We start from the raw sequence: 13,739 nt of genomic DNA, 5'->3' as shown, positions 1-13,739 counted from the left end.
GCGGTGGCGCCTCAGCCGCCGTTCACCTTGTGGGCGATCCGGTCGCCCACGTTCTTGTCGATGTTGCGCCAGTACTGCAGCGCGCGGTCCAGTACCGGGCGGCTGACGCCGTTCAGCAGATGGCCGGAGACATTGCCGACGAGCCGGTCGCGGGCCGCGTCGTCGAGGACCTGGCGGACCATCGTGCCCGGCTGGCCGAAGTCGTCGTCGTCACGGCGCGGCGTGTAGGCCTCGCGGACCATCTCGCCGCCGGTCTCCCAGCCCGCGGGCTCCCCGTAGCGCAGGGTGTCCGCCGCCGGGCCGCCGTAGCTGTTCGGCGCGTAGGGCCGGGCCGCGCGGGACGGCTCGTACCGCATCGGGCCGTCCTTCGCGTACGAGTGGACGGGGGCGTGCGGCCGGTTGGGCGGCAGCTGGGCGTAGTTCGGGCCGATGCGGTAGCGGTGGGTGTCCGCGTACGAGAACAGCCGGCCCAGCAGCATCTTGTCCGGCGACGGGCCGACGCCCGGCACCATGTTGGACGGTTCGAACGCCGCTTGCTCGATGTGGATGAAGTAGTCCTCGGGGTTCTTGTTGAGCGTCATCCGCCCGACCTCGATCAGCGGGTAGTCGCCGTGCGGCCACACCTTGGTCAGATCGAACGGGTTGAACCGGTAGTCCGGGGCGTCCGCGAACGGCATGACCTGCACATACAGCGTCCACGACGGGGCGTTGCCGCCGTCGATGGCCTCGAACAGATCACGGCGGTGGTAGTCGCCGTCCTCGCCGGCGATCCGGTCCGCGTCCTCCTGGGCGAGGAAGTCGATGCCCTGGTCGGTCTTGAAGTGGTACTTGATCCAGAACCTTTCGCCGCCGGCGTTGACCCACATATAGGTGTGCGAGCCGTAGCCGTTCATGTGGCGGTAGGTCTTGGGAATGCCGCGGTCGCCCATCAGCCAGGTGACCTGGTGGGCGGACTCCGGCGACAGCGTCCAGAAGTCCCACTGCATGTCGTTGTCGCGCATCCCGTTGTCCGGGCGGCGCTTCTGCGAGCGGATGAAGTCCTGGAACTTGATCGTGTCACGGACGAAGAAGACCGGGGTGTTGTTCCCCACCAGGTCGTAGTTGCCGTCCTCGGTGTAGAACTTCAGGGCGAAGCCACGGGGGTCGCGCCAGGTGTCGGGGGAGCCCTGCTCACCCGCGACGGTCGAGAAGCGGGCCAACATCTCGGTGGTCTTGCCCGGCTGGAAGAGATCCGCCTTGGTGAACTGGCTGACGTCGTTGGTGACTTGGAAGAAGCCGTAGGCGCCGGCGCCCTTGGCGTGCACCACCCGCTCGGGGACCCGTTCGCGGTTGAACTGGGCCATCTTCTCGATGAGGTAGTGGTCCTGGAGCAGGATGGGGCCGTCCGGACTCACAGTGAGTGAGTGTTCGTCGCTCTCCACCGGGATGCCGGCGTTGTTCGTCGTGCGCGGGACGTTGTGCGCGGTGCTGGACATGGAGGAGTGCCTCCTGTTTCGACGACTGGGAGTAGGGGTCGGTCAGTCCCGAATTGGGGCGGTCAGTCCCTTACATCCACCCAAGCAGTCAACTACCCCGACGGCACGTCGGCAAGAGTTGGACCCCGTCCGATCTCAGACGGGGTCCAACATATGGGATGTGCGGCCGGGGACCGCCCGGCGTCAGCGGCGCAGCGCCCCCGGAGGCATCGACAGCTCGAACCAGACGACCTTTCCCATGCTCAGACGGGTCGCGCCCCAGCGCCGCGCCATCCGGTTGACGAGGTAGAGACCGCGCCCGCCCTCGTCCGACGGCCGGGCCTGGCGCAGCCGCGGAAGCTGCGGAACGTCGTCACCCACCTCGCAGCGCAGTACGTCCGTTCGCAGCAACCGCAGGGTGATCGGCCGCTCCGCGTACCGCACGGCATTGGTCACCACCTCGCTGACGAGCAACTCCAGCTGATCGGTCAGCTCCTCCAGGCCCCAGCGCGCCAGTGCCCGCCGGGCCAGCCGGCGGGCCTGCCCGGCCGTCTGCGCCTTCGGGTCCAGATACCAGTACGCGACATCGCTCGGCGCGATCCCGTCGAACCGGGCCGCCAGCAGCGCGATGTCGTCGTCGCGGTCGCCGGGGCCCAGCATGTCCAGCACCTCGTCGCACATCGGCTCCAGCGGCGGCGGGTTGGGACCCGTCAGCCGGGCCGTCTCCGCCAGCCGCTCCCGCAGCTGCTCGATACCGGTCCACACGTCCCGGATCCGCGACTCGACCAGACCGTCCGTATAGAGGACCAGCGTGGCGCCCGCCGGGGCATCCAGCTCCACCGCCTCGAAGTCCACCCCGCCGACACCGATCGGCGCGCCCGACGGCACGCGCAGCACCTCGGCGCGCCCGCCGCGGTGCAGCATCACCGGCGGCGGATGCCCCGCGTTGGCGATGGTGATCCGGTGCGCCACCGGGTCGTACACCGCGTACATGCAGGTCGCCATCCGGTCCGTACCCAGCCGCTGGGCCTGCTCGTCGAGGTGGTGCAGCACCTCCTGCGGCGGGAGATCCAGCCCGGCGAGGGTCTGCGCGGTGGTGCGCAACTGCCCCATGATCGCGGCCGAGGTCATCGAGTGCCCCATGACATCGCCGACGACCAGCGCCACCCGGCTGCCCGGCAGCGGGATCGCGTCGTACCAGTCGCCGCCCACCCGGGCCGTCTCGGCGGCCGGCAGATAGCGGCTGGCCAGCCGGACCCCGGTCGGCTGCGGCAGCGAGTCCGGCAGCATGGTGCGCTGCAGCGCATCGGCGATATACGCCTCACGGCCGTAGAGCACCGCCTTGTCCACGCCCAGCGCGGTGTGCGTCGCCAACTGCGCCGCCACCAACAGGTCGTCCGGCTCGAACGCCGGCCGGTCCGGGCGCCGCAGGAACACCGCCGCCCCGATCACCCGCCGACGGCCGCGCAGCGGCGCCAGGATCACCCGATGACCGCTGGGCAGCCGCGGATCCGGCCCCAGCAGCTCCGGCAGCGCCGTCCGCGCCGCCTGCGCCTCGCCGAACAGCGGCCGTACGCCCCGCAGCACCTCGGCCAGCGGGCCGCCGGGCTCCACCTCGGCCAGCTCCGCCGCGCTGCCGCCCATCGCCGGGCCCAGATCGGGCTGCGCGGGCAGCACCGGCAGCCGGCCGCCGTTGGTGTCCGGCTCCTCCGGAATCCGGTCGGTACGCCGCAGCCGCAGCACCACCGGGCCGGTCGGGCGCTCATCGCCCACCGGCAGCGGATCGCGCAGATAGACGAGGATGGCGTCGGCGAACGTCGGCACCGTCGCCCGGCACAGCCCGAGCACGATCTCGTCGAGGTCGATGCCGCGGGCGATCCGCCGCGTCGCCGCCCCGATGAAGCGCAGCCGGTCGCCGCCGGCCTGCCGGGCCGCGGCCACCTCGCTGCTCTCGCCCGGATGCGCCGAGCGGGCCGGGGGAGCGGCCGGCGGGTTCTGCGGCGGGCCGCCCGGGCCGGGTACCGGAGCCGCGGTGGCCTCCCCGGCCGCCGGGTGCGAGGCCGCACCGCGGTCGCCCGGGCTCGCGGACCGTCCGCCGTGCGGCGCCGGCGACTGCTCCGGCACCGTCCCGCCCGGACCGCCGCCGCGCGGCCGCCCGCCGCCGGCCGGACCGCCGCCCTCCCGCGGCCGCCCGATGCCCTCGCCGCCGTGCCGCGGGCGCTGCCCGTGGTGCGGCTCCTCGCCCGGTTCGGGCGCCTCGGCGCGACCCACCGCGCCCTGCGCCACCCGCCGCGTGGCACGGGCCGTCTCCCGGCCCGCATCCGCTGCCCCGCCCGGCCGTCCTCCCGCAGGCATGGCCACCTCCCCGTACGTGTCGCCGTATGCCTCCCCGTACGGGAGCGAGACGTCCCGTGCGGCGGCATGACCGCCGCTGTGAGCGGCGCTGTGATCACTGGTGCGCCCGCCGGTGTGGCCCGCGGCAGCGCCGTCCGCGTCCGCCGACGGGTCCCGCCGCGCCGCGCCGTGATCCACGGGCGGCTCGTCGTCGTGGTGCCCGGCCGGCGAACCGGCCGAGGCCGTGACGGCGACACCGGCGAGGCCTATGTCGTCACCGCCGCGCACCGCGAACCCGGCGCCTGGCGACGGGGCGAACCCCGCCGCGGTGGGCTGCTGCAGGGCGCTGCGCGGGTCGGGGACCGCGCCGAACGACGCCGTCCGGGCCGGCCCCCGCGCAGGGGACGCCGAGGGCGCGGCGGTCGAGGCCGACCGCCGCGATTCGTGGGAGGTGGGGTGCTCCGTCACGCGTGGGATTCCATCCGTCCGGGGCTGTGCGCCGAACGCGCCGCGTTGCGAGCGCGCCGCCCGTACGGGACGCGCCCAACGCGCTGCGTCTCAGGCGCGTCGCAGGTGCAGAAAGAGCTGGATCTCGGGTGGTACGTCCGTACTCGACGGGGCGTATGCGTAGGCGTCCTCCCCGACGACGTCGAAACCCGCGTCGTGCACGACCCGGCGCAGGTCGTCCCGCAGGTAACCCGATACCCGGATCGAGTTGCCCAGGAACGGAATGGTGAAGTCGTCCACATCCGCCTCGACCATGGACAGGGCGAGCAGCCCCTCGGGACGTAGCAGATCATGGAGCATGCCCAGTGCGTAAGGGATTTCCGCACGGGGCAGCATCAGAAGGGAAAAATAAGCGGCGATACCGTCGAAAGAGCCGGGGCCGCCGAGCCGGCCGCCGCGCAGATCGGCGATGTCCAGCCGGTGGAAGTCCGCGTCCGGGACGTTCTCCCGGGCCAGTGCGACCATCGAGGGGGAGAGATCGATTCCCATGACGCGGTGTCCGGCGTCCGCGAGCTGACGGGCGGTCGGCAGGCCCGTACCGCATCCGAGATCCAGGAGGCGCGAGCCTTCGGGGAGGGCGTCGGCCAGCCAGGTGCCCGAGGCGAGCTGACCCTCCTTGTGCGGGAAGGCGTCGTCGTACCGGTCGCCGATGGCGTCGAACGCCTCGGCCTGGCCGGCCCGGTCCAGTGCTAACCGGTTGAGCCCCTCGTATCCGTCGTAGTGAGTTGCACTCACGACCTCGCCCCTCCTGCGACTGCGGTCAAGTTCGTTTTCCCGTTCTGGAGTTGCGCCTGTGCAGTCTTGCGGAGGACGATCCTACGTTTGAAGACCCGGGGCGCAGCAAGGGGGCTCGGCCCCGCTCCTCGCCCCGCAGGAAACAGCATTGCCCATAGGCGCAGCTTCCCACGGTTCGCCCCCTTCACTCGCGTGGTTTCACTTCACTCCCTCACGACCGCAAACGATCCGGTGCGCGGTCCCAGTCCTCCGGTAGCCGGGGAACCTCCCAGGCCGGATCGGGCCGCCAGTCCTCCCAGCCGTCCGCGTACGGCTCACGCCAGGCCCTGATCTGTGCGATCGCGGCCCGCCCGGCGGATCTGACCTCGGCGGCCTGTGCATCGGTCATCAGCCCGTCCCGCTGCGCCTGTGCGAACTCGTCCTCGTCCCGCCACTCCCAGTGCCGGTCCGGATAGACACAGATGTCGAGAAAGTGGTCCTCGGAGTCAATGCCGCCCGCCCAACGGCGGCGCGGCTCCTCCAGATTGACGTACCAGTTCTTGAACTGCCAGCCATGTTCCCAGAACAGCCACACCGACCACGGGTCACCGGGCCGGGCCAGCTTCAGCACACCGGTGCCGAACCACTGGTCGTGGCTGGTCCGGCGCGGTTTGGTGTAGCGGGTGGACAGCGGCTCGCGGTGCACCGGCGTGCCGTCGGCGAGCACCGGCTTGATGCACGGCGTGCCCGGCGCCATCCACACCGCGAGGAGTTCGTCGGTGTCCTGGACAACGGTCATCGGACGACAGATGTGGAACCGTCCGGCGTCGGCATTGTCGCGGTAACGCCAGAGGATGTGGTCCCCCGGCGCCCAGTGTGACGCTCCCGCCGCACTGCCCGCCGCCCGCCTCGCCCCGGCCGTCCCGCGTCCGCCGGGCGCCTCGCCTTCCGTCGTGTCCACCATGTCCGCTGTCATGCGCAGATCTTAGTTGCGCGGCATGACGCGCGCCGTGACATGAGACGCACCGGGCGTGACGGGCATGATAATGCGGGCCGCCCCGGAACCCGCCCCGGAACCCGCCCCGGAACCCGCCCCGGAACCCGCCCCGGAACCCGCCCTAGAACCCGCGCCGCAACAGGAGCGCCGGGGCGCGGCGAGGGGCCGGCCGGCTCAGGGCCGCGTCATCCGCAGCACGTCCAGCGCCTCGTCCAACTGCTCCTCGCTCAGCAGCCCCCGCTCGACATAGCCGCCCTCCAGGACCACCTCACGAATGGTCTTCCGCTCGGCGAGGGACCTCTTGGCGACCTTCGCCGCCTCCTCGTACCCGAGGTACTTGTTGAGCGGAGTGACGACCGACGGCGACGACTCGGCGTACTCCCGGGCCCGTTCCACGTTCGCGGTGACCCCGTCGACCGTACGGTCCGCCAGCAGCCGGGAGACATTGGCCAGCAGCCGCACCGACTCCAGCACATTCTTCCCGATCACCGGCAGCATCACATTCAGCTCGAAGTTGCCTGCCGCCCCGGCCGCCGCCACCGTCGCGTCATTGCCGGTGACCTGCGCCGCAACCATCAGCACCGCCTCCGGAATCACCGGGTTGACCTTCCCCGGCATGATCGACGAGCCCGGCTGCAGATCCGGCAGCGCGATCTCCGCGAGCCCGGTGCGCGGCCCGGACGCCATCCACCGCAGATCGTTGGCGATCTTCGTCAGCCCGACCCCGATCGTCCGCAGCTGCCCACTGGTCTCGACGATCCCGTCGCGCGCCCCCTGCGCCTCGAAGTGATCGCGCGCCTCGGTCAGCGGCAGCCCCGTCGCCCGCGCCACTTCCGCAATGACCGCGGCCGGGAACCCGGGCGGGGTGTTGATCCCGGTCCCCACCGCCGTGCCGCCCAGCGGCAGTTCCGCCAGCCGCGGCAGCGACGCCCGCAGCCGCTCGACGCCGTAGCGCACCTGGGCGGCATAGCCGCCGAACTCCTGCCCCAGCGTCACCGGCGTCGCATCCATCAGATGCGTCCGCCCCGACTTCACGACCTCGCTGAACTCCTCAGCCTTCCGCTCCAGCGCCTCCGCCAGATGCTCCAGCGCCGGGATGAGGTCGTTGAGGACAGCCGACGTCGCCGCGATATGAATCGAGGACGGAAAGACATCATTGGACGACTGGCTGGCATTGACATGGTCGTTTGGATGAACCTCCCGGCCCAGCCGCTCACTCGCCAGCGTCGCGATGACCTCGTTGGTGTTCATGTTCGACGACGTCCCCGACCCGGTCTGGAACACATCAACGGGGAAGTGGTCGTCCCACTGCCCCTCCGCGACCGTGGCAGCGGCCTGCTGGACGGCCTCCGCGATGTCCTTGTCCAGCACCCCCAGCTCGCCGTTGACCAGGGCGGCCGCCCCCTTGATCCGGGCCAGCGCCTCGATGTGCGCCCGCTCCAGCCGCTGCCCGGAGACCGGGAAGTTCTCCACCGCACGCTGCGTCTGCGCCCGCCATTTCGCATACGCGGGCACCTGCACCTCACCCATGGAGTCGTGCTCGGTCCGGAAGCCGTGGGAGTCGCCGAATGCGCTGTTGTCGCTCATACCTATGTCAGTGCCCGGGAACGGCAATCTGTTCCCGGCCGCTGTTCCGATGTCACCTGCCTGCGGGGCGCTCACCCTTCAGGCCCGCCACGAAGGCGGCCCAGGCGGGGGAGGGGATGAGGAGGGCGGGGCCGTGGGGGTTCTCCGAGTCACGGACGGGGACCCAAGGCCCGTGTGACCGTCCGCGACCTCGACGCACTCGCCTCGTCGCCAAGGGGGCGCCGTCGCCCGCTCCAGCCATTCCATGACGGCCCGAGACCAGTAGGGGAACACCTCCTGCTGGATGTACGGCCACAACTCGACGAGCAAGTCGTCGGCACCCACCGCCTTGTCCAGGGCTCGGGTCGGTTCAAGCGTTGGCTTGGCGCCCGTGGTCCGCTCGATCTGGTTGCTGCGGGTGCCGTGCGTGTGTGCCTGTCGGCCCAGTTGAACCTGAGTCAGCCCGGCATTCAGACGGAGTCTGCGTAGAGGGCGGACGGCACGAGAGGCACCGGCGGCCGCGCACACGGCCCCGTGGCATGGCCAACGCGTCATGCACAAGGAGCGTCAACATGCCGCAGCTTATTGCCCGATACCTCACCCGCGTGCGGGCTTCACTCATCCCGCGAGCGCCGGGCGCCGGCACCGGGCGTCCGCGTCGGCCCCTCGGCCCCTCGGCGCACTGCGGCCCGGCGACCGTCCGCACGGTCCTCGTACGGCCGTGGCACCCGCCGCCGTTGCCGGGTCGGATGCGCCGTCGCACGCCCGTCGAAGCACGGTTGGACGGCGACGCGCCCCTCTTGTCCCCTCGTACTACGCCGCGCGACGGCATCGTGAAGGAGGAGCGGGCACCGGTCCATGCCGGTCCATGCCGTGGCCGGAGGCCCGTTCGACCTCTACGGGCTCAGCCAGGCCTGGCCGCCTTGCGCCTGCCCGCGTGATCGCGGGCGGTAGCGCCACCGCCGCCCGCAAAGCCGTGGTGGCGGTCGTGGGGCGCTGGTGCGCAATGGGGATGGACACCGAAGCCCTTGACCCCATGGAGTGCCTGCTCGCCGAGCGGGCCTGTGAGCGCCTGATCGTCGAGTTCGTCCACCGGCTCGACCTCGGGCACCCCGGATCGGTGGCGGACCTGTTCACCCCCGACGGGGTCTGGGAGTGGCCGCAGGGCGACCGCCGGGTGCACGGACGCGACGCGCTCCGCGCCTACTTCGGTTCCCGGCCCGCGGACCGGCTGTCGCGCCGTATGTGCACCAACATCCTGGTCACCGTCACCTCTGCGACGACGGCCACCGCCACCACCTACTTCGCCACCTACCGGGTCGACGGCTACCAGGAGGGCATGGTGCCGCCCCGGCCCCCGGCCCAAGTGGGGCACTACGAGGACACGTTCCGCAAGGTCGACGGTGCCTGGCTCCTCGCCACCCGGACCACGTTCCTGTCCTTCGCCGGGCCGACGGAGCGGCTCGGGGACGCCGACGGGGCGTGAGGGCGCGGCCGGAATGATCGACCCAAACCACCTCCTAACGGTTTATGTCCATCCACGGGAGAGGCGCCGGGTATGTGAGATTTTGCAAAATTACGAGAAATTCATCCGATTCCATGGAGGTGGCCTCGTTAAGGAATCCCTATTTCCGGTAAACTCATTGCGTGCATATAGCCGCGCTGGTAGCGTCCTTCTCGTAAAGATCAAGACACTGTAGAGTGTTATTGGGGGATTGACTTCGTGAGTATGCGAAGCAAGGGGATCTCGACCGCGATCGCCTTCGCCATGACCGGCGCTATGTGCGGCATCAGCGCGCACACCGCAAGTGCAGCTTCAGGGGAAGGCGAAGGGGGTGCAACCGTCGCGCGGCCGGCAGCAGAAGCGCAGCTTCACGCTGCTGGGGTTGATGAAATCTGCGCAGTTCTGGGGATTGGCAGCGGCGCGGCAGGCCTTACCAAGGCACTGGCCAAGGGGGCTTCGTGGGTAGGCATCGGCGCCAGCGTCGGGTGCTATGCGTACACGAAGGCGAAGGAAGCTACGCCTGCGCAAAAGCGTGCCGCCATGATCAAGTCCTACAAGAACTACCAGGCGAAGAGCGATCTCGGGAAGCTTGAGGCGCTTGGTTATTCTTGCCGGAAGGAGGGCGGCGGTGGCGGTGGCGGCACCGACTTCGCCTCCTTCGCGGGGTATCGGGACATCAAAATGAAGGGCGTCACATACAAGTGCGGCAACATCCGGGACTGACCGGTCGCCGCGGGCCGGGCCATGGAGAGCGATGCCTGCTCTCCATGGCCCTGGCCGCAGTGAGCTTGCTGTGGTTCACGCAGGACATGGCCCCATGGGCGACCGTGATGTGCGGGGCTGGTGCAGTTGGGGGAGCGCTGGGGGCGCTCTACTTCGGGTGGCGCCACCTTCGCTCCCGCGGGGACGCGCAATAACGCCGCTCTGCCCGCCGCTGGTACTCCGCCTTGAATTCATCGGAAACGCCGAACCGTCATAAGAATCTTCTCAAAATCCACGACGGGCGGAGCGGCCTTCCCTGTTTTCCTCTTGCTGAGCTTGCTCACCTTGCCTGCAGACATGACCGCACCGCGGGCGACAGCTCCAGCCGTCTTCCTTCTTGCCGGACGCTTGCCGTAGCGCCCGCAGCGCGGTCCCTGGCTCTTGTCTGTTCCTTCGCCGTATTTCGCCCACCACTCCGCGAGTCGCGTTCTTCTGATAGCGCCCACCCGGTTCGCATCACAGAAACGGAGTCAGTGGTCGAGAGGGAAGGCGAAAGCGACGGCCATGCTCACCCCTGCTGGTGAGCAACGGAGTCCTGATACCCCGGCTTCGTTGTCATCGGCCGGCGTAGACTCTCCGGCGAGAACACCCGATAGGCATCCACGTTTCCGGTCCGGGATGTGGTCATCCAGGGCCTCCAGCCGGAACGCCTCTCGCTGGAAAGCCTCGAACAGTTCGCCGAGAGTCTTTGGCGCCACGAAGACCCATGAAGACCGATGAAGACCCATGAAGACCCATGCAGACCCTTCCGGGCGAGGTCGAGCACAAGTTATTCCGGGATATCTCTACGACGGTTTCGTGTGGCGGGAATCTGCAGGCCGTTGTCGGTACGGGGCGCGCCCTGCCGAGGGCCTTTGGGGGCGCCGGCGAGACAACTGCCGGCCGGTGGCTGAGTGGGGAGCCGCGGGCGCGGGCGGCGTCCAGCCCCGCGTTGGTGCCCTGGACGATGAGTTCGCGGACGAACTCCGCGAGGGCCGCGAAGACATGGAAGACCAAGCGCCCGCCGGGCGTGGTGCCGTCCAGCGCCTCGTGCAGCCGCCCCGTGCAGCCGCCTCGTGCAGCCGCCTCGTGCAGCGAGGTGCAGCCGACGTCGCGCTTGCGCAGGCCGGACACGATCGCGATGAGGTCCTGGACGGAGCGGCCGAGCCGGTCCAGCGACGGAACGACGAGGGTGTCGCCTTCGCGGTGACGGCCGGGGTGGGCCTGCCACGCCCCCACCCCGGGGTGTCCGGTGACGGCATCAGCCGCATCGTGCTGTGGGCTGACCGGACGCGACATGGCCTTGGCGTGCAGCGGCTGTCCGGGTACCCGTGCTCACCCCTTCGGTGGGTAGCCGTCGTAGTCGTTCCAACTGGGGGATCGGGTCATCAGTTGTTTCCAGGTAGGCCAGACTGCCTGTGTCTCCTGGCGAACCAGTTCGCCGGGCATGCTGAATGGCGGGGCCTTGTGCGGCTTGTCGAGTGCCTGACCGACGATCGTGTCGTAGAGCACGGGCGCGGCGTGGAGGCGGGGCAGCGAGGCATGGATGCGGTCGGCGTAGCCGGCCGGGAGGGTGTGTGGCCCCTCGGGGCCCAGGTCGAATCCGGCGCCGGCCGTCACCAACGCGATCTCGGGACGCTTGCGCATAGCGATCTCGTAGTGCAGGTGCAGGGCGATCGCATCCCATACGACCTCGACCCTCTCAGGTGACACCCCCTGGTCGGTGAGGAAGCAGGCGGCCAAGTCGGCGCCGTCGATATCGAAGCGCTGATCACCATTGCCCGCAGAGCTGAGCCCGGCGTCGTGCAGGAGGCAGCCCAGAAACAACAGTTCGTCGTCATAGTCGCGGCCGGGTTGCAGGCCTTGCTGCTCTCCGAGAAAGCGCCCGTAGAGATAGCTGCGCATGCTGTGGTTGAAGATCGCCGGGTCCTCGATGCCGTTCACGAAGCGCATCGCGCTCAGCGCTACGCCGGTACGAGGAAAGTGCAGTTCAGCGTATGCGTCGTCCATCACGTCACCCTTCCTGGGCATTGCGCGTAGGAGGTTGGTTTCCTCGGGTACGCAGGTGGATCCGCCGTAAGGCGAGCAGCCCGCCGACTCCTGGGATGGCGGCGCGCCATCGGGCGCCCGTCGAGGCGGCAGACGGGGCCGTCGAAGTGGCCGCGATGACGATGAGGTAGGCCGTGCCGTGCAGCGGGCCGACGAGCGTCGTGATCGCTTGCGTGTGTGTGGTGAGCAGGTTGCCCAGCAGAACGGCGAAGGAGGCGGTCTCGGCACCGGACGCGATCCGCAACATCTGCACGGGGATCACGCTCCCGTGGTCGAGCCAGGGCGGACGATCATCAGGATGACGACGATCGCCCAGAGAACGTTGAAGATGCCGGTGAGCATGGTCAGCCGGGTCGCCGCGGGACGCTGGCCATCGTGGGTCGCCGAGTCCTGGGCCAACGCGAGCAGGCGCTGCTGGCCGGGCAGGATGGCCATGGCCAGCAGGGCCGCGGCGATCATGGTCAATGCGAGCGACGCGATCAGCCAGGCGTCGGTGAGGACGCCGAGCAGGGCTCCGGTGGCGAGCCCGAAGACCGGCACGGCGAGGCCGGCGACAGCGTAGCCGCGGCAGATCCGGTGCAGGAGTGCGGCGATCCCGGCGGCTCGCCCGTCCGGATCCCGGCCGCCAGACGCCTGCAGCGCGTAGCGGGGGAACAGGGACGCGGCCACCGTGATCGACCCGACCGCCAGCATCGCCGCGAGGACATGTACGGACAGCAGCACCTTGGTCACGGCGGATTCCTCCGAGCAGAAGCATGAATAGGTTGGCTGCCAATACATACACTGCCTACAGCAATTTTGGGTAGGCTGCCTACTCATGAGGGCAGACGCGGTGCGAGGGCACCTGGACGGACTGTTGCTGGCCGTGCTTGAACCAGGCCCGCTGCACGGCTACGCGATCATCGCCGCGGTCCAACACCGCAGCAGGGGCGCACTTGAGCTGCGCACGGGCACGATCTACCCGGCCTTGAACCGGCTGGAGCGGCTCGGGCTGCTGAGCAGCAGCTGGCAGTCTTCCGGTGAACGGCGGCGGCGATGCTACGAACTCACCAACGCCGGACGGCACACCCTGGCCGGCGAGCGCACCGCGTGGAGCGAGTTCACCACAGCGATCGGCTCGGTCCTGAACCCCGCCGCACCGCCCGGGATTGCCACATGAGCGCCACCGGTCGGCAAGCCGACCCCATCGAGGACCACCTCGCGGCCCTGACGGCCGCCCTGCACGGCCCGGCCCGGATCAAGGCCCGGATGATCGAGGAGATGCGCGACGGTCTTTCGGACACGGTAACGGCGCACACCCGCGAAGGAATGGCCTACCGGTGCGCCGCCCACCAAGCAGTGGGAGAGTTCGGGACCCTCGACGAACTCGTGCCGAGCTGCCAACGGGAACTGACCATCGCCCAGGCCCGGCACACCGCCCGGGTCGTCGCCCTCACCGCCCCCTTCCTGGTCGCCTGCTGGTACCTGGCCTGGGCCATCGACCGCGATCAGCCCTGGCAGCTGCCACGCACGGCTCAGTTGCTGGCCGTTCATCTGGCCGGTGTTGCCGGCGTCGCAGCGCTGCTCGCCGCGGCGACGCTGGCCGCCACCGGCACCCTCGCCCGCTGGCTGCCCGTTCCGCACCAACTCCCCCTCGCGGTCGCATGGACCGGGACTACCGCAGGCGTTGCCATGGCGGTCGCGACGCTCGCGCTCGCCACCGCCTCCGTCCTGGCCACGAACTGGCCACTGCTCGCGTTCGCCGGCGCACTCGCAGCCGCGTCGCACGCCGTGGTGGCAACCTCGGCCCGCGCCTGCCGCCAATGCGCGCGCCTGCCGGCGATGTGACCCACCGCCTCTCGGTTGCGGGGTTGACGTGCCCTCGGGCACGTCA

14 protein-coding genes and 1 pseudogene are annotated in these 13,739 nt (G+C 70.0%); 4 read left to right on the top strand and 11 right to left on the bottom strand.

Annotated elements, in window-relative coordinates; genetic code table 11:
* Positions 1 to 11: 11 nt before the first annotated feature.
* The 7 genes and pseudogenes from ACF088_RS03365 to ACF088_RS03335 all read right to left on the bottom strand — a co-directional run.
* Positions 12 to 1,475 (bottom strand): catalase, encoded by a 1,464-nt coding sequence (locus tag ACF088_RS03365; protein WP_392373664.1) that lies wholly within the window; start codon positions 1,473 to 1,475, stop codon positions 12 to 14.
* A 183-nt stretch (positions 1,476 to 1,658) separates the two neighbouring features.
* Positions 1,659 to 4,256 (bottom strand): SpoIIE family protein phosphatase, encoded by a 2,598-nt coding sequence (locus ACF088_RS03360; protein WP_392373663.1) that lies wholly within the window; start codon positions 4,254 to 4,256, stop codon positions 1,659 to 1,661.
* Positions 4,257 to 4,346: 90 nt separating this feature from the next.
* Positions 4,347 to 5,030: a class I SAM-dependent DNA methyltransferase gene (locus ACF088_RS03355; protein WP_392373662.1), complete on the bottom strand. Its 684-nt coding sequence runs from the start codon at positions 5,028 to 5,030 to the stop codon at positions 4,347 to 4,349.
* A gap of 211 nt (positions 5,031 to 5,241) precedes the next feature.
* Positions 5,242 to 5,985 (bottom strand): DUF402 domain-containing protein, encoded by a 744-nt coding sequence (locus ACF088_RS03350; protein WP_392373661.1) that lies wholly within the window; start codon positions 5,983 to 5,985, stop codon positions 5,242 to 5,244.
* Positions 5,986 to 6,180: 195 nt separating this feature from the next.
* A complete protein-coding gene (locus ACF088_RS03345) occupies positions 6,181 to 7,593 on the bottom strand; it encodes a class II fumarate hydratase (protein ID WP_392373660.1) in 1,413 nt (470 codons plus the stop codon).
* A 52-nt stretch (positions 7,594 to 7,645) separates the two neighbouring features.
* A complete protein-coding gene (locus tag ACF088_RS03340; protein ID WP_392373659.1) occupies positions 7,646 to 7,834 on the bottom strand; it encodes a DUF397 domain-containing protein in 189 nt (62 codons plus the stop codon).
* Positions 7,813 to 8,127: pseudogene (locus ACF088_RS03335) on the bottom strand (helix-turn-helix domain-containing protein); the annotation flags it as partial. The pseudogene ACF088_RS03335 and the gene ACF088_RS03340, both read right to left, overlap by 22 nt.
* Positions 8,128 to 8,584: 457 nt before the next feature.
* Between ACF088_RS03335 and ACF088_RS03330 the strand changes: the two are divergent.
* Together ACF088_RS03330 and ACF088_RS03325 are read left to right on the top strand one after the other, a co-directional pair.
* Positions 8,585 to 9,058, top strand: coding sequence for a nuclear transport factor 2 family protein (locus tag ACF088_RS03330; protein ID WP_392373984.1), 474 nt, complete (start codon positions 8,585 to 8,587; stop codon positions 9,056 to 9,058).
* A gap of 243 nt (positions 9,059 to 9,301) precedes the next feature.
* Positions 9,302 to 9,799: a hypothetical protein gene (locus ACF088_RS03325; RefSeq protein ID WP_392373983.1), complete on the top strand. Its 498-nt coding sequence runs from the start codon at positions 9,302 to 9,304 to the stop codon at positions 9,797 to 9,799.
* Between the two features lie 663 nt (positions 9,800 to 10,462).
* Here ACF088_RS03325 and ACF088_RS03320 read toward each other — a convergent pair.
* From ACF088_RS03320 to ACF088_RS03305, 4 genes are read right to left on the bottom strand one after another with little or no spacing between them, the layout of a single operon-like run.
* Complete coding sequence (locus tag ACF088_RS03320; protein WP_392373658.1) at positions 10,463 to 11,116, bottom strand: recombinase family protein; 654 nt, start codon at positions 11,114 to 11,116, stop codon at positions 10,463 to 10,465.
* Positions 11,117 to 11,152: 36 nt separating this feature from the next.
* Entirely contained in the window at positions 11,153 to 11,827 is a 675-nt protein-coding gene (locus tag ACF088_RS03315) for an HD domain-containing protein (RefSeq protein ID WP_392373657.1), read from the bottom strand.
* Between the two features lie 4 nt (positions 11,828 to 11,831).
* Positions 11,832 to 12,113, bottom strand: coding sequence for a hypothetical protein (locus tag ACF088_RS03310; RefSeq protein ID WP_392373982.1), 282 nt, complete (start codon positions 12,111 to 12,113; stop codon positions 11,832 to 11,834).
* Positions 12,114 to 12,124: 11 nt separating this feature from the next.
* Positions 12,125 to 12,598 (bottom strand): DUF2269 family protein, encoded by a 474-nt coding sequence (locus ACF088_RS03305; protein WP_392373656.1) that lies wholly within the window; start codon positions 12,596 to 12,598, stop codon positions 12,125 to 12,127.
* An 85-nt stretch (positions 12,599 to 12,683) separates the two neighbouring features.
* Here ACF088_RS03305 and ACF088_RS03300 point away from each other — a divergent pair, with 85 nt between their 5' ends.
* Both ACF088_RS03300 and ACF088_RS03295 read left to right on the top strand, forming a co-directional pair.
* A complete protein-coding gene (locus ACF088_RS03300) occupies positions 12,684 to 13,025 on the top strand; it encodes a PadR family transcriptional regulator (RefSeq protein WP_392373655.1) in 342 nt (113 codons plus the stop codon).
* Complete coding sequence (locus tag ACF088_RS03295) at positions 13,022 to 13,693, top strand: permease prefix domain 1-containing protein (protein WP_392373654.1); 672 nt, start codon at positions 13,022 to 13,024, stop codon at positions 13,691 to 13,693. Before ACF088_RS03300 ends, ACF088_RS03295 begins: the two co-directional genes overlap by 4 nt.
* Positions 13,694 to 13,739 lie beyond the last annotated feature (46 nt).

This window comes from Streptomyces sp. NPDC015125 (genome assembly GCF_043080045.1).
Classification (GTDB): Bacteria; Actinomycetota; Actinomycetes; order Streptomycetales; family Streptomycetaceae; genus Streptomyces.
The sequence above is the reverse complement of the archived record's forward strand: the minus strand, read 5'-3'. Positions and strand labels throughout refer to the sequence as shown.

Excerpts from the sequence above, each read along its gene's own strand:
- ACF088_RS03295 (WP_392373654.1), top strand. The coding sequence starts at position 13,022 with ATGAGCGCCACCGGTCGGCAAGCCGACCCCATCGAGGACCACCTCGCG.
- ACF088_RS03310 (WP_392373982.1), bottom strand. The coding sequence starts at position 12,113 with ATGTTGCGGATCGCGTCCGGTGCCGAGACCGCCTCCTTCGCCGTTCTG.
- ACF088_RS03340 (WP_392373659.1), bottom strand. The coding sequence starts at position 7,834 with ATGGCTGGAGCGGGCGACGGCGCCCCCTTGGCGACGAGGCGAGTGCGT.
- ACF088_RS03350 (WP_392373661.1), bottom strand. The coding sequence starts at position 5,985 with ATGACAGCGGACATGGTGGACACGACGGAAGGCGAGGCGCCCGGCGGA.
- ACF088_RS03325 (WP_392373983.1), top strand. The coding sequence starts at position 9,302 with ATGCGAAGCAAGGGGATCTCGACCGCGATCGCCTTCGCCATGACCGGC.
- ACF088_RS03320 (WP_392373658.1), bottom strand. The coding sequence starts at position 11,116 with ATGTCGCGTCCGGTCAGCCCACAGCACGATGCGGCTGATGCCGTCACC.
- ACF088_RS03300 (WP_392373655.1), top strand. The coding sequence starts at position 12,684 with ATGAGGGCAGACGCGGTGCGAGGGCACCTGGACGGACTGTTGCTGGCC.
- ACF088_RS03330 (WP_392373984.1), top strand. The coding sequence starts at position 8,585 with ATGGACACCGAAGCCCTTGACCCCATGGAGTGCCTGCTCGCCGAGCGG.
- ACF088_RS03315 (WP_392373657.1), bottom strand. The coding sequence starts at position 11,827 with ATGGACGACGCATACGCTGAACTGCACTTTCCTCGTACCGGCGTAGCG.
- ACF088_RS03345 (WP_392373660.1), bottom strand. The coding sequence starts at position 7,593 with ATGAGCGACAACAGCGCATTCGGCGACTCCCACGGCTTCCGGACCGAG.
- ACF088_RS03365 (WP_392373664.1), bottom strand. The coding sequence starts at position 1,475 with ATGTCCAGCACCGCGCACAACGTCCCGCGCACGACGAACAACGCCGGC.